The 20,232-nt window shown below is 73.2% G+C and carries 19 protein-coding genes; 6 read left to right on the top strand and 13 right to left on the bottom strand.

Features of this window, described 5'->3' with window-relative positions; genetic code table 11:
* Positions 1-3: 3 nt before the first annotated feature.
* The 3 genes from ACFY6S_RS15505 to ACFY6S_RS15515 all read left to right on the top strand — a co-directional run bounded on the left by ACFY6S_RS15505 (position 4) and on the right by ACFY6S_RS15515 (position 1,536).
* Positions 4-414, top strand: coding sequence for a rodlin (locus ACFY6S_RS15505; RefSeq protein ID WP_388817976.1), 411 nt, complete (start codon positions 4-6; stop codon positions 412-414).
* Between the two features lie 224 nt (positions 415-638).
* Positions 639-872 carry a chaplin gene (locus ACFY6S_RS15510; RefSeq protein WP_388816377.1) on the top strand — a complete coding sequence of 78 codons (234 nt, stop codon included), beginning with the start codon at positions 639-641 and terminating at the stop codon, positions 870-872.
* A gap of 106 nt (positions 873-978) precedes the next feature.
* Positions 979-1,536 carry a chaplin family protein gene (locus ACFY6S_RS15515; RefSeq protein WP_388816380.1) on the top strand — a complete coding sequence of 186 codons (558 nt, stop codon included), beginning with the start codon at positions 979-981 and terminating at the stop codon, positions 1,534-1,536.
* A gap of 49 nt (positions 1,537-1,585) precedes the next feature.
* Here ACFY6S_RS15515 and ACFY6S_RS15520 read toward each other — a convergent pair whose 3' ends face one another.
* On the bottom strand, positions 1,586-2,848 hold the full coding sequence (locus tag ACFY6S_RS15520; RefSeq protein ID WP_388816383.1) for an FAD-dependent oxidoreductase: 1,263 nt from the start codon (positions 2,846-2,848) through the stop codon (positions 1,586-1,588).
* Between the two features lie 88 nt (positions 2,849-2,936).
* A complete protein-coding gene (locus ACFY6S_RS15525; RefSeq protein WP_388817979.1) occupies positions 2,937-4,391 on the bottom strand; it encodes an ATP-grasp domain-containing protein in 1,455 nt (484 codons plus the stop codon).
* A gap of 202 nt (positions 4,392-4,593) precedes the next feature.
* Here ACFY6S_RS15525 and ACFY6S_RS15530 point away from each other — a divergent pair, with 202 nt between their 5' ends.
* Positions 4,594-5,892: a glycoside hydrolase family 26 protein gene (locus ACFY6S_RS15530; protein WP_388816386.1), complete on the top strand. Its 1,299-nt coding sequence runs from the start codon at positions 4,594-4,596 to the stop codon at positions 5,890-5,892.
* Positions 5,893-5,961: 69 nt separating this feature from the next.
* Here ACFY6S_RS15530 and ACFY6S_RS15535 read toward each other — a convergent pair whose 3' ends face one another.
* From ACFY6S_RS15535 to ACFY6S_RS15575, 9 genes are all read right to left on the bottom strand, one after another.
* The gene (locus tag ACFY6S_RS15535) at positions 5,962-7,221 is read right to left on the bottom strand and encodes a GNAT family N-acetyltransferase (protein WP_388816389.1); all 1,260 of its coding nucleotides are present in this window, start codon (positions 7,219-7,221) and stop codon (positions 5,962-5,964) included.
* Positions 7,221-7,925 (bottom strand): lipopolysaccharide biosynthesis protein, encoded by a 705-nt coding sequence (locus ACFY6S_RS15540; RefSeq protein ID WP_388816392.1) that lies wholly within the window; start codon positions 7,923-7,925, stop codon positions 7,221-7,223. Before ACFY6S_RS15540 ends, ACFY6S_RS15535 begins: the two co-directional genes overlap by 1 nt.
* A complete protein-coding gene (locus tag ACFY6S_RS15545) occupies positions 7,922-9,118 on the bottom strand; it encodes a glycosyltransferase (RefSeq protein ID WP_388816395.1) in 1,197 nt (398 codons plus the stop codon). The genes ACFY6S_RS15540 and ACFY6S_RS15545 overlap by 4 nt, the downstream gene beginning before the upstream one ends.
* Positions 9,115-9,903 carry a polysaccharide deacetylase family protein gene (locus tag ACFY6S_RS15550; RefSeq protein WP_388816397.1) on the bottom strand — a complete coding sequence of 263 codons (789 nt, stop codon included), beginning with the start codon at positions 9,901-9,903 and terminating at the stop codon, positions 9,115-9,117. Before ACFY6S_RS15550 ends, ACFY6S_RS15545 begins: the two co-directional genes overlap by 4 nt.
* Positions 9,893-11,848 (bottom strand): lipid II flippase MurJ, encoded by a 1,956-nt coding sequence (locus tag ACFY6S_RS15555; RefSeq protein WP_388816400.1) that lies wholly within the window; start codon positions 11,846-11,848, stop codon positions 9,893-9,895. The genes ACFY6S_RS15550 and ACFY6S_RS15555 overlap by 11 nt, the downstream gene beginning before the upstream one ends.
* Positions 11,845-13,266 carry an O-antigen ligase family protein gene (locus tag ACFY6S_RS15560; protein ID WP_388816403.1) on the bottom strand — a complete coding sequence of 474 codons (1,422 nt, stop codon included), beginning with the start codon at positions 13,264-13,266 and terminating at the stop codon, positions 11,845-11,847. Before ACFY6S_RS15560 ends, ACFY6S_RS15555 begins: the two co-directional genes overlap by 4 nt.
* Positions 13,266-14,957, bottom strand: coding sequence for a sugar transferase (locus ACFY6S_RS15565; protein WP_388816406.1), 1,692 nt, complete (start codon positions 14,955-14,957; stop codon positions 13,266-13,268). Before ACFY6S_RS15565 ends, ACFY6S_RS15560 begins: the two co-directional genes overlap by 1 nt.
* Entirely contained in the window at positions 14,954-16,264 is a 1,311-nt protein-coding gene (locus ACFY6S_RS15570; RefSeq protein ID WP_388816408.1) for a glycosyltransferase, read from the bottom strand. The genes ACFY6S_RS15565 and ACFY6S_RS15570 overlap by 4 nt, the downstream gene beginning before the upstream one ends.
* An 80-nt stretch (positions 16,265-16,344) precedes the next feature.
* The gene (locus ACFY6S_RS15575) at positions 16,345-17,448 is read right to left on the bottom strand and encodes a DUF3344 domain-containing protein (protein WP_388816410.1); all 1,104 of its coding nucleotides are present in this window, start codon (positions 17,446-17,448) and stop codon (positions 16,345-16,347) included.
* A gap of 401 nt (positions 17,449-17,849) precedes the next feature.
* Here ACFY6S_RS15575 and ACFY6S_RS15580 point away from each other — a divergent pair, with 401 nt between their 5' ends.
* Together ACFY6S_RS15580 and ACFY6S_RS15585 are read left to right on the top strand one after the other, a co-directional pair.
* Positions 17,850-18,089: a chaplin gene (locus ACFY6S_RS15580; RefSeq protein ID WP_114623804.1), complete on the top strand. Its 240-nt coding sequence runs from the start codon at positions 17,850-17,852 to the stop codon at positions 18,087-18,089.
* A gap of 287 nt (positions 18,090-18,376) precedes the next feature.
* Positions 18,377-18,694 (top strand): hypothetical protein, encoded by a 318-nt coding sequence (locus ACFY6S_RS15585; protein ID WP_388816413.1) that lies wholly within the window; start codon positions 18,377-18,379, stop codon positions 18,692-18,694.
* Between the two features lie 278 nt (positions 18,695-18,972).
* Here ACFY6S_RS15585 and ACFY6S_RS15590 read toward each other — a convergent pair whose 3' ends face one another.
* Together ACFY6S_RS15590 and ACFY6S_RS15595 are read right to left on the bottom strand one after the other, a co-directional pair.
* A complete protein-coding gene (locus tag ACFY6S_RS15590) occupies positions 18,973-19,596 on the bottom strand; it encodes a vitamin K epoxide reductase family protein (RefSeq protein WP_388817981.1) in 624 nt (207 codons plus the stop codon).
* Between the two features lie 109 nt (positions 19,597-19,705).
* Positions 19,706-20,212: a DUF5949 family protein gene (locus ACFY6S_RS15595; RefSeq protein WP_388816416.1), complete on the bottom strand. Its 507-nt coding sequence runs from the start codon at positions 20,210-20,212 to the stop codon at positions 19,706-19,708.
* Positions 20,213-20,232: the final 20 nt, after the last annotated feature.

Here is a 20,232-nt window from a genome sequence, read left to right on the forward strand (position 1 = left end):
GTGATCAAGAAGATTATGGCCGGCGCGGCCGTGGCCGCCTCCGTAGTCGGCGTCTCCGCTGCCGCCGCGGCACCCGCTCTCGCCATCGGCAACGACGACGGCCCCACCTCGTTCAGCGGCAACGGCGCCAAGAGCGCGTTCGGCAACGCGGCCACCAAGGGCGACATGAGCCCCCAGCTGGAGCTGGTCCAGGGCTCGCTGAACAAGCTCTGCGTCGGTGCGCCGGTCAAGGCCAACGTCGGCTCCATCATCGGCCTCCTCGTGCCGGTCACCGTTCAGGACGTCCAGGTCCTGTCGAACCCGCAGAACCAGCAGTGCACGGAGAACTCGACCCAGGCCAAGGGCGACGAGCCGCTCTCGCACCTCGTCAACGACATCCCGGTCCTCTCGGGCAACGGTGTCGCGAACGGCTGACCAAGCCGCGGAACCGGCCCGGCGCAACGACGCTCCGGGCCGGTTCTGCTTTCTCCGGTAGGGCAGTCGGGTGAACTCACCAATGGACACAAATAGGGACAGTTTCCTCGTCGCGATCTGATCGTTGGACCTTCAGCAGCGGACGTTGAGAGCTCAGCAGGCTGATGCTCGCGTGCCACGACCGTCGTGCGGACGTATTCGCCGCTGCGGAAAGGGCTGACAAGATGAAGTGCATGAAGGCCGCGACGATCGTCGCGGGAATGGTCCTGGCTCTGGGTGCAGCGGCCCCGGCCATGGCCGACGCCGGTGCCGAGGGCGTTGCCGTCGGGTCCCCCGGCGTGCTGTCGGGCAACGTCCTCCAGATCCCGGTCCACGTGCCGGTGAACGTCTGCGGCAACAGCATCGACATCATCGGTCTGCTCAACCCCTCCTTCGGCAACGTCTGCGTCAACAAGTGACGTCGTAAGACACGTCGCGGGGTGTTTCCCGGCCGGTCCCGAAGCGCAGCCGTCAGGCGCTTCGGGACCGGCCTCGTTTGGCATCGCTCTCACTCAGGAGAACCACGTGCGAGACCTCATCAGCAAGGGACTGCTCACCGCCGCCGCGGCGTCGAGTGTGCTCTCCCTGAGCGGCGGATCCGCCCAGGCGGCCGATGCGGACGCGACCGTCGCCGGATCGCCCGGCGTGGCGTCGGGCAACAGTCTTCAGCTGCCCCTCGACATCCCCGTCAACATCTGTGGCAACACCGTCAATCCGATCGGGTTGCTCAACCCGGTGTTCGGCAACGCGTGCGTCAACGGCACGCCCGCGGCTCCCCCGGAGCGGCCCCCGGTCCCCGAGACCCCGGAGGCCCCCGAGGAAGCGCCGGAGGACATCACACCGCCGGAGGACCGTTCCGTACTCCGGCCGACCCCGGCCGCGCCCCCGCACCACGTCCCGCACACCGGGGACACACCGCGCCCGGCCGCCCCCGTGGTGCCGCCCGCCGAGAACGCGGACGCCCCGCGGCTCGCGGCGACCGGTGGCGATCCGCGTCTCCTCGCCACCGCCGCGTCGAGCGTCGGCCTGATCCTCGGCGGCGCGCTGCTGTACCGCCGCGCCCACGTCGCCGCCCGCCGCTGACCGACCGCTCCGTCCGCCCCGGCACCGTCGCGTCGACCGGGCGGGCCGGCTAGGCCACGGTGCTGCGCTCGCTGTCGGCGCCCTGGCGCTGGCGGACCTTCGCGAGGGGCCCGACCCGCAGGCCGACCCGGCGCCGTACCCCCGCCACCAGCCGCTCCGCGGTGTACGACGCCCCGTACACGAAGCGCATCGACGGGCCGAAGGACGGCGCGCTCAGCAGCCCCGCCAGGAACAGTCCCGGGTGCGAGGACTCGAAGACGGCGCTCGCCTCCGGGGCGCTGCCCGCCCCCACCGTCCGCAGAGCGCCGCGCAGTTCGTCGTCGAGCAGGCCGAGCCGTTCGAGGCCGGGGGTGAAGCCGGTGGCGGCGATGACATGGTCCGTCTCCACGGTCTCCACCCGGCCGGTGGTCGCGATCAGCTCCAGCCGTACCCGGCCGCCGGCCGGCTCGGCCGCTGCCACGCTCTCGCCGAGCCGCACCTCGACGGCCGGTTCGAAGCGCTCGCGCAGCCACCAGGCGCCCGCCGGGCCCAGGGCCGAGGTGAAGATCCTCGCGCGGGTCGACTCGGGCAGCCGGCGGAAGATGCCCGGGGTCTCCGCGTACAGCCAGTTCTTCCAGCCGCAGCCCAGGCCGGTGTGGGGGGCGCGGAGTGACTCACCGACGGGGCGCTGCCTCGGCGGCGGCAGGGTGTTCCAGACGAGCCGGGACGACCGGGCCACCACCCGCACGGTGGTGCCCTGTTCGGAGAGGAGCGCGGCCGTCTCCAGCGCCGCCTGACCGGCTCCGATGACGGTCACGTCCCGTCCGGCGAACGGCGTCAGATCGGCGTGGTGGCTGCTGTGCGTCACCTGCTCGGGGGCGAGTCCGCGCAGCGGGGCGGGGATGTCGATGAACGGCATCACACCGACCGCGAGCGCGACCGTACGGGTGAGGACGGTCTCGCCGTCCTCGGTGGTGAGCCGGAAGCCGCCGGGGCACGGCCGGACGGCGGTGATCGTGCGTTCGTCGACCGGCGGCGCGGCGCGCTCGGCGAACCACAGCCCGTACGAGGCGAAGAAGCCGACCGGCAGCGGCACCCCGTGGCGGGCCTCCGTCCCCCGGGTGGCGGCGTAGGCCGCGAGACCGAAGGCGCCCTTCGGATCGGAGAGATTCGACGCCCAGGGCTCGGACTTCAGGAACATCCCGGGCGGCATGTGGTCACGCCACGAGGCCATCGGTCTGCCGAACACGCGCAGATCGAGTCCGGCCGCGGCGGCGTGCGAGGCGACGGACAGTCCGTAGGGGCCGGCGCCCACAACTACCAGGTCGTGCATCGGGTATACCGCTCTCTGCGTGTGGGGGTGGGGGTGGTGTCGGGGGTGGGGGTGCGTACGGGCAGAAGGACAGGTACGGGTACGGGGCTCATCCGGTCCGCCTCGGTACGGCGGCGCCCGGCGCGGCGCCGTCCGGGCTGTCCTGTCGCAGCGCCCCCGGAGGGGTGCGGGAGCGCCCGGCACCGCCGGGGCGCCGCCGGGTCGGCAGCGCGCGCCGCAGCCCGCGCCATCCCCTGCGCACGGCGTGCGCCACCCAGGCGAAGGCCATCGCGCAGGCGGGCAGCGGGTCGTCCAGCGCGAACCACGCGGCCTCCGTGGAGCGCCGCCCGGCCCCCCGGGGCCGCCGCCGGCCCCGGTCAGCGCTCCGGTCGCGGGCGGGGGAGGGCGACCGGAGCGCGGACAGGACGGAGAGCAGCGCGTAGTTCTCCACCACGAACCTCCTCCCGTGTGCCGCGTCCTGCGCCGGTACGGCCCGGCCGGTGAGGTCCAGGTGCAGGGCCCGTACGACGTCGATCCCCGACCGGTCCGTGAACAGCCGGAACTGCGCGCCCGGCCGGGGGTTGAAGTCGAGGAGGTGGTAGGCGCCGGTCGCGGCGTCGCGGCGGAAGTCGAGGTCGAGGATTCCCCGGTAGCCGAGCGCCGCGACGATCCGGCGTGCCGTCCGCTCCACCTCCTCGTTCGGCAGCCAGCTGCCGACGGCGGTCAGCCCGGCGCCCACCGGCCAGGCCCGCTCCTTGCGCCCGGCCGCCCCGACCAGGCACGTGCCGCCCGGGCCGCCGCTGTAGCCGTGGAAGAACCAGTCCAGGTCCCGGCCGTGGGGCAGGAACTGCTGGAGCAGCAGCCCGCTGCCCGCCTCCGCGCCGCGCCCGTACAGCTCGCGCGCCTCCTGCGTGGAGCGCACGACCCGGGTACTGCGCAGCCCCGCGCCCTCCGGCAGCAGCCACGGCCGGCTCCACTTCGCGACCACGGGCAGCCCGAGCGACCGGGCGGCCGCCGCGGCCTCGTCCGCGCAGCCGGGGATCACCGTGCGCGGGTGCGGGATGCCCAGGTCCGCGCAGATTCCGGCCAGCTCCGCCTTGTCCGCGACCCGCTCGGGCAGCCCTGACGGCTGTTCAGGCAGCAGGTAGTGCCCGGCGAGCCGGTCGCCGAGGCGGGCCACGGCGATCGCGCTGAGGTCGTCCATCGGCACGAGGACGGCCGGGGCGGTCAGCCCGCCCGCGATGTCGATCAGCAGCCGCGCGGTCTCCGCGAGATCCGGAACCCCGCCGGAACCCGGAGCGCTCGTCGGACGCGGAGGCGCCGTCAGATCCCGCGCTCCCGGCACATTCGGAGCCCCTGTCAGATACGGGGACGCCGTCAGATGCCGAGCCTCCGTCAGATCCGGCGCGGCGCACGGCCGTAGGTGGGCCCGGCTCAGATAGCGCGAGCGCATCACCGGACTGCGGCCCGCCTCGATCACCGCGTGGACCTCGATCCCGGCCCTGCCGAGGGACCGTACGGCTCCCAGCGTGCCGTGGTGGAAGGGGTTCCGGTCGAGCCTCATGAGGACGGCGGGGACGCGGGTGTCGTAGCTCGGCACGGTGAGGGTCCTTCAGATCGATAACCCAAGCGGGGGATGAAAATCACGGATGGACTACTGGAGCACCGGGCCAGGTTCCCGATCGGCTTATTAGAAATACTTTTAAGCTCACACGTGACTCCGAGTCGCGACCGCCGGAAACGGGTTCGAATCACGAGGAGCTGACATGTCCCCTAGACGTCGACGGCTGACGACCACCTGCCTGGGTGTGGTCACGGCCGGTCTCCTTGCCACCGGTGCCGTGCCGCCCGTTCCGCATCACGCGACCACCGGGAAATCCTCTCCGGAACCGGCGAAGGGCCCCGAAGGCGCCACCGAGAAGCCGAAACCGCCGGCGGCCACCGCGCCCGCAATCGGCGCGTATCTGGATTACGGCCCGAAAGGCGTGGAGCGCATCGCGGCCATGGAGAAATGGCTGGGGGGTACGGAGCTGCGTGTCGGTCATACCTATCTCCCCGGGGACGTGTGGTCCAACATCGAGGGCAGCCCGGGTTTCCTGGAGGACTGGGCCGCGTGGCGCAAGGCCGATGAGGACCGGATGTTCGTCCTCAATGTGCCCATGCTGGAGCGCAACGAGGAACAGGTCCCCGACCGGGACGTCCGCCGTGAGCTGCGCAGAGGCGCGGCCGGACAGTACGACGGCCACTTCACGACGCTCGCGCGCCGGCTGGTGGATCTCGGTGTTCCCGACACGGTGATCGTCCTCGGCTGGGAAATGAACGGCATCACGTACACATCTCGTTGCGGGCCCGATCCGCAGGCGTGGAAGAGATACTGGAGCCGCATCGTGACGGCGATGCGTGCGGTGCCAGGACAGAAATTCCGTTTCGACTTCGCTCCGAATCGGGGACGGGACGCCGTTCCGTGGACCATGTGCTATCCCGGCGACCGGGTCGTGGACATCATCGGCATGGATTCCTACGATCAGCCGCCGGGCCGGACTTTTGACGAACAGGTGAATGAGCCCTACGGGCTCCAGGAACACGTGGACTTCGCCGCTGCACACGGGAAGGTTATCTCTTATCCGGAGTGGGGCCTCTTCCGCAACGGTGACAACCCGGAATACATGCGGCGCATGCTCCAGTGGATGGACACGTACAAGCCGCTGTACAACACCGTCACCGACTACTGTCCGCACGGAATCTGGCTGTGCGAGGAGAATCCCGAGTCGTCGAAGGTGTTCCGCGCCGCGCTGTACGGGCGCCCGACCGAGCCGGTACCGACACCGACCCCCACTCCCACCCCCACACAGGAGCCGACACAGGAGCCGACCCCGGAGCCCACACAGGAGCCGACCCCGCAGCCCACTCAGGAGCCGACGCCCGCGCCGACCACGCCCGTACCCACACCCCGGCCCACGCGCCCGCAGGACTGCACCCCGGTCCCGCTCGGCCCCTGGGTCGAGAAGCTGCTCGGCGGCAGGGTCTGCGTCCGTCTCGACTGGTTCGGGCACCGGCCGAAGTGAGGGCACGCGCCGGTGGCTCATGTGACGTGACGCCACGTCACCGAGCGCGGCGGGGAAGGCGGCGGCTCGTCATCGCTTGTCGCCCCCTTCCCCGCCTTCCCTCCCGCGCAGCCGCTTGACGAGCGCCGCCACCCGCTCCCGTCCCGCCGCCCGCGCGAACAGCAGCCACAGGAGGGGCGCCAGCGCGGGCCCGGCGAGCAGCAGCCGCTGGTTGCGCAGCGTCTCCGGGCGCCAGTGGTGCTTGTACGGCTCGTTGCCCCGCAGCATGCTCAGCGTCGTACGGCCGTCCCCGCCGCTCTCCCGCGCCCCGCGGCGCAGCAGCATGGTGGCGACATCGACCTTGCGCGCGCGCAGCGCCGGGTCGGCCCCGTACAGATAGCCGCCCGCCAGCCCGCCGGACACCAGGGTGAGATCCGCGGCGACCACCGCGCCCGCGAGCCGGAACTCGGTGAGCCGGGCGTCGCCGGTGGCGACCATGGACCGCGCGGACCGGGTCAGATGCTCGGCGAAGCGCGCGCTGAGGTGCTCGGGGGTGATCCCGCGCCCCTCCCACTGGAGCCGGTGCAGCTCCAGCATGCGGCTCACGGCGGCGGGGACCTCGGCCGGGGGCACCGCCCGCTCCTCGATGCCGAGCGCGTCGAGCTTGCGCAGCTTCGCGCGGAACCGCTGGGCGCGTGCGGCGGGAAGCCTGGCGAGCAGCGCGTCCATCGGTACGGCGGGCAGTTCGAGGCAGGTCGAGTCGGCGAGCCGCCGCCGGGGCCCGGTCCAGCGGGCGCGGACGCGTTCGGCGGCGGCGCCCGGACGCACCTCGCGCAGGTCGATCACCGCCGTGCGGGCCAGCTCGGCGAGGGCGCGGGTCAGCGCGTCGGCGCAGGCGTCGGTCTCCTCCTCGGTGCGGCTGTCGTCCAGCAGGACGTCGGAGAAGTCGGAGATGGTGCCGCCGAGCGGCACGAGGACGGGGAAGGGCCGGCGGACCCGCATGAGGGCGGCCGCCGCGACCAGCTCCCCGCGTCTGCGTACGAGCACGACCCGCAGCCGGCCTGGCCCGCTCCCCCGCGCGCCCGTACGCCCGCCCGTGCCGTACGAGAGCCACCAGGAGTACAGCCACGCGTGGCTCTGGAACGGGGTGGCCGTCCGGGAGGCGCGGTGGAGGGCGTTCCACTCCGGGGCGATCGCCGAGAAGCGCGCGGTGTCCGTGCACAGCTCCGTCGTGAAGTCCGTGACGGCCCTGGATCTGGACGCGGTGAGCAGGGCAGGCACCGGTACGGACGACACCGGGGCGCGCAGGGGCCGGGCGCGCCCGGCCCGCGTCCGCGTGGGCGACGCCATCAGAACGTGTCCGACCACGGTGGGGCGGCGGAGGCCGCCGAGGCGGTGGCGGTGGCCGGTCCCGGTACGGTGCCGGTCGCGGCGGTCGCGGCGGTCTGCCCCTGGCCCGCTTCGGCGCGCCGGAGCTTCGGGCGCACCAGCAGCCCGAGTCCGCCGATCAGACCGCCGGCGCTGCCGCCGACGAGGGCGGCCAGCGAGGCGGAGGGGGTGACCGGATCGGTCGGCTCGATCGCCCGGGAGAACTGGAGCACCCGTACGTTCGTACTGCCTTGCAGGTGCGATCCGTTGACGACGAGGGCCCGCGCGACGCCGTTGGCCATGGTGACGGCGGTCGGCGCGTCGGGCGCGGTCGCGGTCACGGAGATCATCGGGGCGTCGGGCGAGGTCGCCGTCCGCACGTTCTTCTTGAGCGTGTCGGCGGACACCCCCGCCCAGGTCGGCGCGTCGCCGATCAGCGCGAGCTGCGGGGCGACCCGGCCGTACGCCGTCGCGAAGCCCAGCGCGGCGGCCGGCTCCGAGGTGTCCAGCGGGACGACGACGACGTAGCTGGTCGCCGCGTACTCCGGGGTGCGCAGCAGGCCGTACATGCCGCCGCTCAGCGCGCCGACCGCGACGGCCGCCGGCACGATCCACCGGACGGACAGGGTTTTCGGGGTGATCTTCGGGAGCCGGGCCCACCGGTTCCGAAGTCTGTGCTGGGTCATGGGCAACTCACTTCTCGGATGGGGACTTTCGTGCCTCGGGCGGCACGCTCGTAGACGGCCATCAGCTGTTCGGCGCTGTGGGAGATGTCGTAGTGGCGCACGGCGGACGCCACCGGCCGCAGGGTCCGCTCCCCGTCCGCCCCGTCGCCGGTCTCGCGGCGGCCCTCGCGGTGTCTCTCCTGGAACTGCCGCAGCTCGTCGACGAGTCCGGGCACGGAGCCGCTGATCCGGCGGGCGCCGGGCGCGGCCTCGGGGGGCAGGTCCTGGAGCGCGGGGCAGGTGACGTACAGCACCGGCAGCCCGGCCGCGAGGGCTTCGAGCGAGGCCAGTCCGAACGCCTCGTCGTGGGAGGTGGAGACGGAGACGTCCATGGCCGCGAGCAGCGCGGGCAGGTCGGGCAGGCCGCCGGTGCCGGCCGCCGGGGGCGGGTCCTGGCACGCGCCGGGCAGCAGCACCCGGCCGGCCGCGCCGCGCTCCTCGGCGAGCCGCAGCAGCCGCGCGCGCTCGGGACCGTCGCCGACCAGGAGCAGATGGGCATCGGGCAGTTCGGCGACGGCCCGCACCAGCCGGTCGAAGCGCTTGCCGCTGGTCAGCCGGCCCACCGCGCCGGCCACGAAGGCGTCCTGCGGCAGTCCCAGCCGGGCGCGGGCGGCGCGGCGCGCGGCCGGGTCGAAGGCGAAGCGCCCGGCCTCGATGCCGTTGGGGACGACATGGATGCGCTCGGGACGCACCCCCCAGCGCTCCAGCCGCCGTGCGACGGTGGCGGAGACGGCGACGGTCGCGGTGCCCAGGCGTTCCCCCGCGAGATAGAGGCCGCGGGCTCCGGCGGTCAGCGGCCGTCCCTCGATCTGGACGGCGCCGAGGGAGTGTTCGGTGGCGACGATGGACCGCACGCCCGCGAACCTGGCCGCGAACCGCCCGTACAGGCAGGCCCGGTAGAGGTGGGTGTGCACCAGGTCGTACCGCCCCTGCCGGACCAGCCGGGTGAGCCGGGGCAGCGCGCCGAGGTCACGGTTGCCGGTCATGGCGAGGTTTCGGACCGAGCCGCCGTCGGCGACGATGCCCTCGGCGACGGCGCCCGGGTCGGTGAGCGTGATGACATCGCTGTCCACCGGCAACTTCCGCAACAGCAGGCGCAGTTGCTGCTCGGCGCCACCGATGCCCAGCCCGGTGATGACATGGAGGACCTTCACCGGGTGCCCGCCCCCGCGCTGACGGCCGCGTACGCGGCGTACTCGGCGGCCGGTACGGGCTCGCGGCGCCAGCGGTGCAGCCGTCGCTTGAGGTGGAGCCGGGCGCCGGTGTCCCGCTCACCGATGTGGATACGGGGCAGGGCGAGGACGCCGGTGAGCGGGCCCGGGCTGATGGCGCAGGCGTACGCGTATCCGGCGGCCCGCACGGCCTCGACGGCGCGCGCGTCGACCGTTCCGTACGGATAGCAGTAGCCCGCCACCTCCTGGCCGGTCATGGCGCGCAGCAGGGCGCGGCTGTGCGCGGTGTCCCTGGCCAGCACGTCGTCGTCGGCGGTGGTGAGGTCGGTGTGCCACAGCCCGTGCGAGCCGATCTCCATTCCGGCGTCGGCGGCGGCCCGGACGCCGTCCTCCGTGAGGAGGGGCTTGCGGGGGCCGAGGCCGTCCCATTCGTTCGTCCCGCCGAGCCGGCCGGGCAGGACGAAGACCGTCGCCGTGAATCCGAACCGGTGGAGCAGCGGTACGGCGCTCTCCAGGAAGTCGGCGTAGCCGTCGTCGAAGGTCAGTCCCACGAGCCCGGCGCCCCGGCCTGCGGCGCGGGCGTGCAGCAGTTCCTCCATGGCCACGCCGGTGAGCCCGCGGCGGCGCAGCCAGCGCAGCTGCCGTTCGAGCCGGCCGGGCGAGACCGTCACCCGGTAGGGGTCGTCGGTGGGGTCGGCCACCGAGTGGTACATGAGGGCCCACAGGGGGCCGGGCGGGAGCGCGTCGGCGGGTGTGTCAGCGGGCATGCGCGAGCCTTCGTGAGACGGGGCGGAGGACGGTGTCGATCTCGGGCGCCCGCAGGGCGCCGGCGACGACGAGGAAGACCGCGACGATCACCTCGCAGGCACAGACGGCGCCCGCCACGGGTGAGTCGACGAGGGTGCCGCAGAGCCACCCGGCGCCGGCGGCGGTCGCGGCGGCGGCGCCGAGTCGGGCCAGCCCGCCGAGCATGAAGCGGGGGTCGAGGGCGATGGTGTGGCGGGCCAGGCCGTGCAGTATCAGGGCGGCGGTGGCGGTGATGCCGAGGGCGTTGGCCGCGGCGATGCCGAGCACCCCCCAGAACTGCACCAGGAGGGCGCCCGAGACGGTGGTCAGCGCCAGCCCGAAGACCATGGCGAGCGCCGGGAACCACAGCGGGCGCGCTGCCGAGAAGTAGCAGCGTACGAGCGTCCCGACCAGGGTGTGGCCGAGCAGCCCGAGCGCGTACACCCGCATCACGGCGGCGGTAGCGGCGGTGTCGGCGGCGGTGAACTGGCCGCGCTGGAAGAGGATTTCGATGAACTGGGGCGCGCAGGCGATGATCGCGGCGGCGCCCACCAGCACGATCATCGCGGCCAGCGCGAGGTCCCGCTCGACGCGCCGCCGCGCCCGGCCGGTCTCGCCGGCCGCCATGGCGCGGGCGACCACGGGGAAGGTGACCGTGCAGAGCATCAGGGAGAGCGTCATCGGGATCTGCGCGACCTTCTGCGCGTAGTTGAGGTGCGAGATGGCCCCGGCGGGCAGCGGCGCGGCGAGGAACCGTTCGATGAGGACCTGGGACTGGCGGCTGAGCGCGAAGGCGATGACGGGCGCCAGCAGCCCGAGGGCCACCGGGGCGACGCGGGCGGCGGCCACGTCGGTGGCGGTGTCCGGGGCCGGGTCGGGGTCGGGGTCGGTACGGTTCGCTGCCGCGCCCGGTTCCGCTCCGGGCCCCGGTCCCGTACGGTCCGGCCCGGATGCCGGGGCGGCCGTACGGCTCTCGCGCAGCCTGCGCCAGAGGGACGGCAGTTGGATCAGCACCATGAGGACGCCGCCGACACCGACCCCGGCCGCCGCGACCGTCACACCGCCCCGGTCGCGTACGGCGAGCATCGTGCCGATGATGCCGATGTTGGACGCGACGTAGATCGCGGCGGGTGCCACGAAGTTGCCGTGCGCGCGCAGTGCGGCGCTGAAGTAGCCGGCCAGACCGTAGGTGAAGACCGAGGTGGCCGTCAGCCGGGTGCACGCGACGGCGAGGTGGGTCTCCGGCAGCCCGGGGGCCAGGACGGCCACCGCCCAGGGCGCGGCCAGCGCCAGCAGGGCGGCGGCGGCGCTGAGGGCGAGGAACAGCCGGGGCAGCGTCGAGCGGGTCAACTGCCGTACGGGGTCGGGCTCCGGCGCGGACCGCGTGGCGCGCCGCGCCAGGGCCAGGCTGAACGCGGGTACGAGGATGAGCGCCATGGCGTCCTCGATGAGGAGCGTGGCGGACACCTCGGGGACGGTCCAGGCGACGAGGAAGGCGTCGGTGTCGGGCCCGGCGCCGTACAGGTGCGCGATGGTCTGGTCGCGGAGGAGGCCGAGGGCGGAACCGGCGGCGGTCAGCAGCGCGGTGAGGAGCGCGGCGCGGGCGAGGAAGCGCCCCGATGACGCCGACCCGGGGCCGGCTGCCGCTTCGGCGCCGGACTCCCCGGCATCGGGCTCCACGACTGCGGACTCCCCGGCACCGGGCTTCCCGGCACCGGGCTCCACGGCGCCGGGCTCCACGGCCGCGGACACCGCGGCACCGGGCTCCCCGGCACCGGACGCCGCCTCCGCCGGGGGCGGCGAGGTCGGCGGGGGCACCACCGGAAGCGCCGCCGGGGGCGGGGCCGGAGAGGACGGCGCCGGGTGCGGCGGGGGTACGGGTCCGGGCGGCGGTTGAGGGGGCGGCGGCTGCCTGGTATCGGTCATGTGGCGACGGACCCGCTCCCGGTACGGCCCGGCGCCAGCGCCCACCAGGCCGCGAGGCCGAGCATCACGGCCGTCAGCACGGTGGAGGGCCCGCCGATGTCCGCGTACCCGAAGTCCACCAGCTGCCAGACCAGCAGCCCGGTGACGACCAGCCCGCAGTCCGCGCCGGTGCCGCGCCCGAGGTGCCCGGCCCGCCAGGGACGTCCGTGGCCGGCACGCGCGGTCCGGGTGCGGCCGGCGCCCGCCTGCCCGCGCAGCGCGAGCACGAGCAGCGCGGCCCAGCTGCCCACCAGCGTGAGGACGCCGAGCAGACCCTGTTCGCTGAGCACGAGCAGATACATGTTGTGCGGGGAGAGCAGCGGCTGGCGCTGGAAGCCGAGTCCCGCGCCCGCCGTGTCGCTGCCCGAGGAGAGCGCGAGCGAGGCATGGCTGTCGCGGTGGGCGGGGAAGCCCTTCAGCCCGACGCCGGTGACCGGCCGCGTACGCCACATGTCGGTGGCGGCGGCCCACATCGTGTACCGGTCGGTGACGGACTGGTCAGGCGCGTCGGCGACCTCGGCGATGGAGCCGAGCCGGTCGGTGACCAGCTGCGAGCCGAGGCCGAGGCCGCCGACGAGGACGACCCCGAACGCCCCGGCGGTCAGCACGGCGACGGCCGCCCTGCGCGGCCCCGACAGCACCAGTTGGAGCGCGACGGCCGCCGCCGTGGCGATCCACGCGCCCCGGCTGAAGGAGAGCACCAGGGGTACGGTCAGCAGCCCGGCGCAGACCAGGCCCGTCGCCCGCTGTCCGCGCGGCGACCCGTCCGTGGCGCCCAGCGCGAAGCCGACGGCGAGGACCACTCCGTACGACACGACGGTGGCCATGCCCATCACATCGGTGGGCCCGAAGGTGCCCACCGCGCGGATGTTCTCGCCCCGGTACGAGGCGCCGGTGCCGGTCAGATACTGGACGGCGCCGATCGCCCCCTGGACCAGCGCGAGGGCCACCACGGACCCGGCGAGGAAGCGGAAGTCCCACCGGTCCCGTACGAGCAGCAGCAGCGCCGCCGGTACGAGGACGAAGATCTGGAGATAGCGCGCGGCCCCCGCCAGACCGGCCGCCGTGTCGTCCGAGCTGAGCACGGCGACGCCCACTCCGAGCACCGGCAGCCCGAGCACGAGCGCGGCCGTACGGGTCAACGGGCGGGCCCGCTCGCGCACGACGCGGACCAGGCAGTACAGGACGAGCAGCGCCGACGCCGCGTCGGCCACGCTCCCGGACCCGGCCGTACCGTCCCCGGCCGGTGCGGACGGTACGGCCAGCAGTGCGACGACCGCCACGGCGGGCAGCAGCGGCGCGGCCCTGCGCAGCGCGGCCCGCGCCGCCGCCGGCGGCGCCGGGTGCGGCCGGGCGCCGAGAGCCTCGGCGGTGGCCATCAGCTGCCCGCCGGGCGGACGAGGGAGAGGGCGGTACGTACCAGAATGCACACGTCCTGCCACAACGACCAGTGGTCGATGTAGTGATTGTCGAAGCGGGACCGCTCCTCGATGGAGGTGTCCCCGCGCAGCCCGTGGACCTGGGCGAGACCGGTGATGCCGACGGGCATCCGGTGGCGGGCCGCGTACCCGGAGTGGGTCCTGCTGAAGTTCGCGACGAAGAAGGGCCGTTCCGGCCGGGGGCCGACCAGGCTCATGTCGCCGCGCAGCACGTTCCACAGCTGCGGCAGTTCGTCCAGCGACGTACGGCGCAGGACGTTGCCGACCGGGCTCATCCGCAGGTCGCCCGCGATGTTCCAGCGGGTGGCCGACTCGTTCTCGTCGGACGGGCGCAGGGTGCGGAACTTCAGCAGGGTGAAGGGCCGGCCGTGCTGCCCGACGCGCTCCTGGCGGAACAGCACGCCCGGGCCGTCGCAGAGCCGGACCGCGAGCGCGCAGAGCAGCAGTACGGGGGAGACGGCCAGCAGGACCGGTGCCGCGATCAGCAGGTCGAGCAGCCGCTTGGCGAGAGCGCCCCGGTGGCGCCCTCCGGCGGCGGGCGGCGCGACCCGGTGGTAGGCGAACCCCCACAGGTGACGTTCCATGGGGGCGGGCGCGGCGGCGAGGCGCAGGGCCCGGGGGCCGGTGGAGACGAACCAGGTGGCGCAGCCGTACTCGTGGAACAGCGCGACGAGGTCGGTGGAGCCGGACCGGTCGGAGCGGGCGTCCGGGTAGCCGCCGCAGTCGATGAACAGGGCGTCCTGGACGCCGTTCTGGATGACGGCGCGGTGGATCTCCTCGGTGGTGGTCAGCACGGGCAGGGCGGGCGCCTCTGTACCGAGGCCGCCGTCCCCGGTCCCCTCCCTGGTGTCGCGCGCGTCCTCCGCCGCCTCGGTGTCCGGCGGGTCGGCGGCGGGGCCCGCCGCCGACCCGCCGGGGGCGAGCGCCGCCGGTGAGGCGACGCCGACGGGCCGCAGGCCGTACTCCGGGTGCTGGGCGAGCAGCGCGGTCAGCCGGGGCGCGGCCGTCGCCGTACCGACGACCAGGGCCGAGCGCAGGCGGTTACGGGCCGAGGCGCGGCGGCGGGCGTGGAGGAGGGAGCGGCAGCCGCAGGAGACGGCGAGCTGTACGGCGATCGCGCTCGCCAGGGCGGCGAAGCCCAGGGCGTGCGCCGGGGCCAGCGCGGCGAGGGCCGCAGCCGCCGCGCACCAGGCCGCCGTGATCCGGGCGGCGAGGACGGGCAGTTGGCCGAGCCCTGACAGGACGGCGCCGGGGCGGTAGAGACCCGCGAGCGCGTTGAGGGCGACGACGGAGAGGACGAGCGGTACGAGCAGCGCGGGGGTGCGCTGGGCGTCGGTGAGGGGGATGGTGGCCGGCAGCGCCGCCAGCGAGTCCGCCGCCACCAGCGGCAGTCCGAAGCGCGGCGCGCCGGCGGCCGGGCGCGGGCGGGCGGGCGACGTGACGCGGTCGGGGAGGTCGCGGGTGTCGCGGGGAGGCGCGATGGAGACGCGCCCCACTGCGGCCGTCGCCCGTACGGCCTGCTCCAGAGCCGTCTGCCCGGCGCCGGTCCCGCGCCCGGGGCGCCCCGGGGTGTGTCGCGCCGTCCTCGCGCGCCGGGACGGCGGAGGGACGCTGGTGCTTTCCGTGGTCACTGGAGAATCGGCTCCCTGCGCTCGGTGCGCGGCACGGCGGCGGCCACGCGGCCGGTCACCTCTCGGTACACATCCGCGACGGCCCGCGCGGTCTGCCGTACGTCATAGGTGCTGAGTACGTGGTGATGGCTCTCGCGCCCGATCGCCTCGCGCAGCGGGGCGTCGTTGAGCAGGACGCCCAGGGCGGCGGCCAGCGCGGCCGGGTCCCCCGGCGGGGTGAGACAGACGCTCTCGCGGCCCGGCGGCAGGGATTCCCGCGCGCCGTCCACATCGCTGAGGACGACGGCCCGGCCGCCGGCCATGGCCTCCAGCGGCGCCACCGCCATGCCTTCCCAACGGGAGGCCAGGACCACCAGGTCGGCCGCCCGGTACCAGGGCGCGGTGTCCGCCACGGCCCCGGCGAACAGCACGGAGTCGGGCGCCGTGCGGCGCAGCGCGGCGGCGTCGGGGCCGTCGCCGACGAGGACGAGCCGGGCGCCCGGCAGTTGCCGTACGACCTGCCGCCAGGCGCGCAGCAGGATGTCCTGCCCCTTCTGCCGGCACAGCCGGCCGACGCACACCACGACGGGGGTGGCGGGCGGGAGCGCGGCCAGCATCGGCAGCGCGGCGCGGGCCCGCGCGGTGTCGGCGAGCCCCTCCCCCGGCGCGTCGCCGAGGGAACTGGAGTACGAGCCGGCGTAGGTACCCGCGCACGCCTCCTCGAACGAGCCTTCGCACGAACCGTCGAACGGGGGTGGGAACAGAGCGGCGGCGGGGGCGAACCTCGCCGTCTCGACGCCGTTGCGGACGACCGACCAGCGGGCGTCGATCCCGGCACGCTCGCCGGTGCGGCGCTCGGCGTCACTGACGCAGATGACGCGGTCGGTCCAGCGGACCGCCAGTCGTTCCCAGCGCGTGGCCAGCCGCCCGGTCACGCCGCCGACCGCCTCGAACGACCAGGCGTGCGGCTGGAATACGGTCGGCACCCGGCCGCGTACCGCGAGGCGTCCGGCGAGTCCGGCCTTGGCGCTGTGGGCGTGGACCAGGTCGGGGCGTACCAGCCGGACCAGCCGGGCGGCCTGCCGTACCTCCCGCACCAGGGCGGGGCCGGGGGCGCGCGTGGCCCGCCAGTCGTGGACCTCGGCCCCCCGTCGGACCGCGGCCGGGGCGAGCGGCCCCTCCTCCGGACAGCCCACAACAACCCTTATTCCCGCGGCTACTTGTGCTCCGACGAGGTCGAGAACCACCTGAGCCACTCCACCGTCGACCGGCTGGACGAGGTGGAGCGCGGTGAAGCCGGACCCCGGCCGGTCCTGTCGTGGCTGCACGCGCGACTCTTTCCACTCGTGGACAAAGGAAAATTTAGGCAAGGAAATCAGGAGCGGGGGCACCCGGGGCACGCTCGCGCTCAGTACCGCGCATCCGCCTCTACGAACAGCACGCCCACCCGGAGGGGATCTTTCTCGGAGCTGATTCGAACAGTGAGGCGGCGGGCTCCGGAAGCCAGGGCACCACGCAAGTCGAAAACATCCGAGTCGTACCCGAGGGTGTTCGGGTAGGCGGGCTGCCGCTTGAGCGGCTCGGAATCGAACTCCGTGACGCTGGAATTCATCACATCGGTGGACGGGTTGCTCTTGTTGCCGAGGAGCACGCCTTTTCCGTTTCCGGTCTCCACCGCGATCGAGTCACCGGTGACGCCGCGGTGCCCGTTATACGCGACCACTCCCAGCCGGCCCGTGGCGTGTTCCGGAACACGCGGTCCACCCAACTCGACATTTTCTTCCATACGGCGCGCATCGAGCGTCTCGAATCCGTCCCAGATGGAAAGTCGGCGCAGCGGGGCATCGTCTTTCCGGTACGCGACGACCAGGGTCCAGCCGCCCCAGGCGCCCACGGCGGAGCGCCCCATCGCGACATTGATCTGCGCCACCGTGTACATCCCCGAGCCGCTGGCACGCACGAGCGGCGTCACATCCGCCGACGCCTGGAAGGCGTCCGCGCCCCCGCCCGCCCGGTGCCCGATCGGGGTGTCCGCCAGCACTTCCTTGTACCGTCCGCCCGGCTCGGCGAGGAGCACCCGGCCGCTGGCGGCCGGCGGTTTCTGCTCGCCGACGCGCAGGTTCGCGCCCCAGTACAGGCGCGCGTAATTGACGCGGGCGCGGTCGGGGAGGCGGAGTTCGGCCCGGGTGGAGTTGTAGGTGAGCGGGTCGTCGTCGACATCCGAATAGAACATGTCGAATTGCCGGCTGTCCGCTTTCCCGCCCGCCCGCGCCGCCGCGCACGCCGCGTCGCGGCGCGGCCCCTCGGCGCGGCAGCTGACGGCCGAGTTGGCCGCCCGCACGATGCCGCCGTGCTGCACGGCGTCGAAACGGATATCGAAGGGGATACGTGACCTCTCGGCACCGCTCGCCGGCGCAACGGCCGCCGACGGGTATACGGCGACGGACCACACGAGTGCGACCAGCACGCACAGCACACCGCGACGCGCGGCATGAAACGCCGAATTACCCATACGGACTCTCCGCCTCCAAAACCGAAACCAGAAGGCACCATTACAGAGCGCGGACTGAAAATCACGCCAGACGCGCTCAAACCTGTTGAAAGTACAGTTGGATGTATATGACGGACTGCCCGGTAAACGTTCAACTTGATTGCCCGTACTCCACCGTCCGCCAAGGGAATTGACCGGGAATCGCGGGGTGCGCGGGGCGACAGCGGGGTACGGGAACACGCCGCCACCACCGGCCGCGCCCGGCCTTCGCGGCCGAGTCCGGCCCTCTCCCGCAGTGACGCGAAGCGCGGATTCACCCGTTTGGGCCCGCAACCTACGGGCGTGCTGGCCGTTGATGCATGAGTCGGGGCAATCACGCCCGGCGCTCATGTCATCTTCATACGACCGAGGAGCCCTTCCCCATGTCGCGTATCGCCAAGGCCGTCGTTCTCTCCGCCGCGGCCGCCGCCGCCGTCGCCGGTGCCTCCGGCGCCGCCTTCGCCGACTCCGGCGCGGAGGCCGCGGCTGTCGGTTCCCCGGGTGTCCTGTCCGGCAACGTCGTCCAGGTCCCGCTGCACGTTCCGATCAACCTGTGCGGCAACACCATCGACGTCATCGGCATCCTGAACCCCGCCTTCGGCAACGTCTGCGTCAACAACTGACGTCATAGCCGTCGGCTTCACGCGAACGAGCCGTCCTGCCCTTCGGGGCGGGGCGGCTCTTTCCTGTCCGCTCACGCTTTCCCGTCTGCTCATTCGAGTGGCCTGCCCAGAATTCCCCCGGTACGGAGTTTCCGCCACGCCGAGAAATCGTTAGGGATGTCGAGGCCGGGCGGCAGGGAGACCTCCGTCAACGAGCCTGTGCGGGATCCGAGTTGTTCCCGTACCCACATGTCCGGGACGCCGAGACAGTCCCAGAGATCCGAGAGATCCGAGAGAAGGACGCACCGATGAAGACCACGAAGGTCGCCGCCACCGTCGTCGCCGCCGCCGGTTCCGTGCTGGCCCTGGGTGCCGCCGCCGCACCCGCGCTGGCCGCCGCACCCGCCCCGGCCGGCCAGCCGCCCCAGACCTCGATCAACCTGAACAACGGCGTGGACCAGCTGCTGCGCGAAGGTCTGCGCGACCCCAAGCCGCTGGACAGCAACATGCTCGACACCGAGCGCCCGGGCTCCGTCCTCCACGCGGTGAACCAGGTCACCAACGAGCTGAACAAGCCGAAGCCGGGCGGCGGTCAGCTCCTCGGCGGACTCCCGTTCGGCCAGTAGTCCCGCGTTCCTGGACTCCGGGAAGAACCGCCACCGCCCCTCACGGTCTCCTGATTCAGGGCCTTGAGGGGCGGGCGGGCGGCTGGAGCGTCGGACGCGCGGAGTGCGGGTTGTACGGCTGCCTCGCGCGACGCGCGTACCGCGATGGCTCGCCCGCGCGACACGCACGCCTCTTCAGTTGATTTCCGCAGCTGATTTCCGGTGCAGACCCAGCCAGTTGATTCCGCCCACTGATTCCGAGGGCTGATTCCGAGGGCTGATTCTGCCGGCTGATTCCGTCAGCTGGTCCAGAAGTCCCACCAGCGGGTCAGGATCAGCATCCCGATGATCCCGATGTGCAGCACCGGCAGCGTCCAGGTGAACTCGTCCAGGAATCCGCGCACCGCGCCAGGGGCGGGCAGCAGGCCGGCCCGGATGTTGTGGGACGTGACGTACCAGAACATGACGATCGTGCCGACCCACGCCAGACAGCACCACAGACACAGCGAATTGATGCTGTACAGCGACTGGTACTGGAGCCAGGCGCAGAACCCCACCCCGAACAGCGTCCCCGCGTTCAGCCCCAGCCAGAACCACCCCCGGTAACGCGCCCCCGCCAGCAGCCCCACCCCGATACAGACCACCACCCCGTAAGCCACCAGACCCAGCATCGGATTGGGAAACCCGAAGACCGACGCCTGAGCGCTCTTCATGATGTTCCCGCACGACACCACCGGATTCAGACTGCACCCCGGCGTGAAACCCGGATCCTCCAGCAACCTGAACTTGTCGATGGTGATCACCCAGGCGGCCAGCACCCCCGCCGCGCCCGTGATGATCAGCAACAGCGCGAACGCCCGGCTGCCGCCCCGTACACCGCCGACGCCGTCCGCGGTCTTCTCGGTTGACGCGTCCTCGACCAGAGTCGTTGCCACGACATCCGCTCCTCTCGCTGTTCTCGCCGCCTGAGCCGCTACCTGTGCCTGAGTCTGTGCGCCGCGTTCCTCGAACCCGGCGTCGACCGGCTGAGCCTCAGCCGCGCAGGCTGCGGACCGGCAGCAGGCAGTGCGCGGCGGCGGCGAGCATCTCCGGGTCGCCGGCGAAGGCGCGCAGCTGGTCCTCGGTGACCGGCTTGCCCGGCGTCGCCTCGGCCCACGGCCGGGTGGCGACCACGAAGTAGACCTTGCCGGTCTCCCGGGCGTCGCGCTCCCACTCCGGGGGTACGGGGCACTGCGCGTTGAGGTACGGCATCGTGAGCACGGCGCGGCCCGCCTCCACCAGCAGCTTGATCGACACACCGGGCGTCTCGGACGCGTCGACCAGCTCCTCGCCGGGCCGCAGCCCGACCTCGGCGAGAACGGCGCGCATGGTGTCCTCGACAACACCGGGGCCGCCCCGCCCGTCACCGAGCGAATAGGCGAGCAGATAAGGCGCGTTGCGTTCGCTTTCGCTCGGGTCGCTCGTCCAGGGGATCACCGAGAGAGTGCCCAACTGGGAAGCGTACTGGGCACTGTTCGAAGCGGTATTGGTAGTGGTCATGTTGGGGCACAGTAGTGGCC

It is taken from the genome of Streptomyces sp. NPDC012835, from assembly GCF_042900885.1.
Lineage (GTDB): Bacteria > Actinomycetota > Actinomycetes > Streptomycetales > Streptomycetaceae > Streptomyces.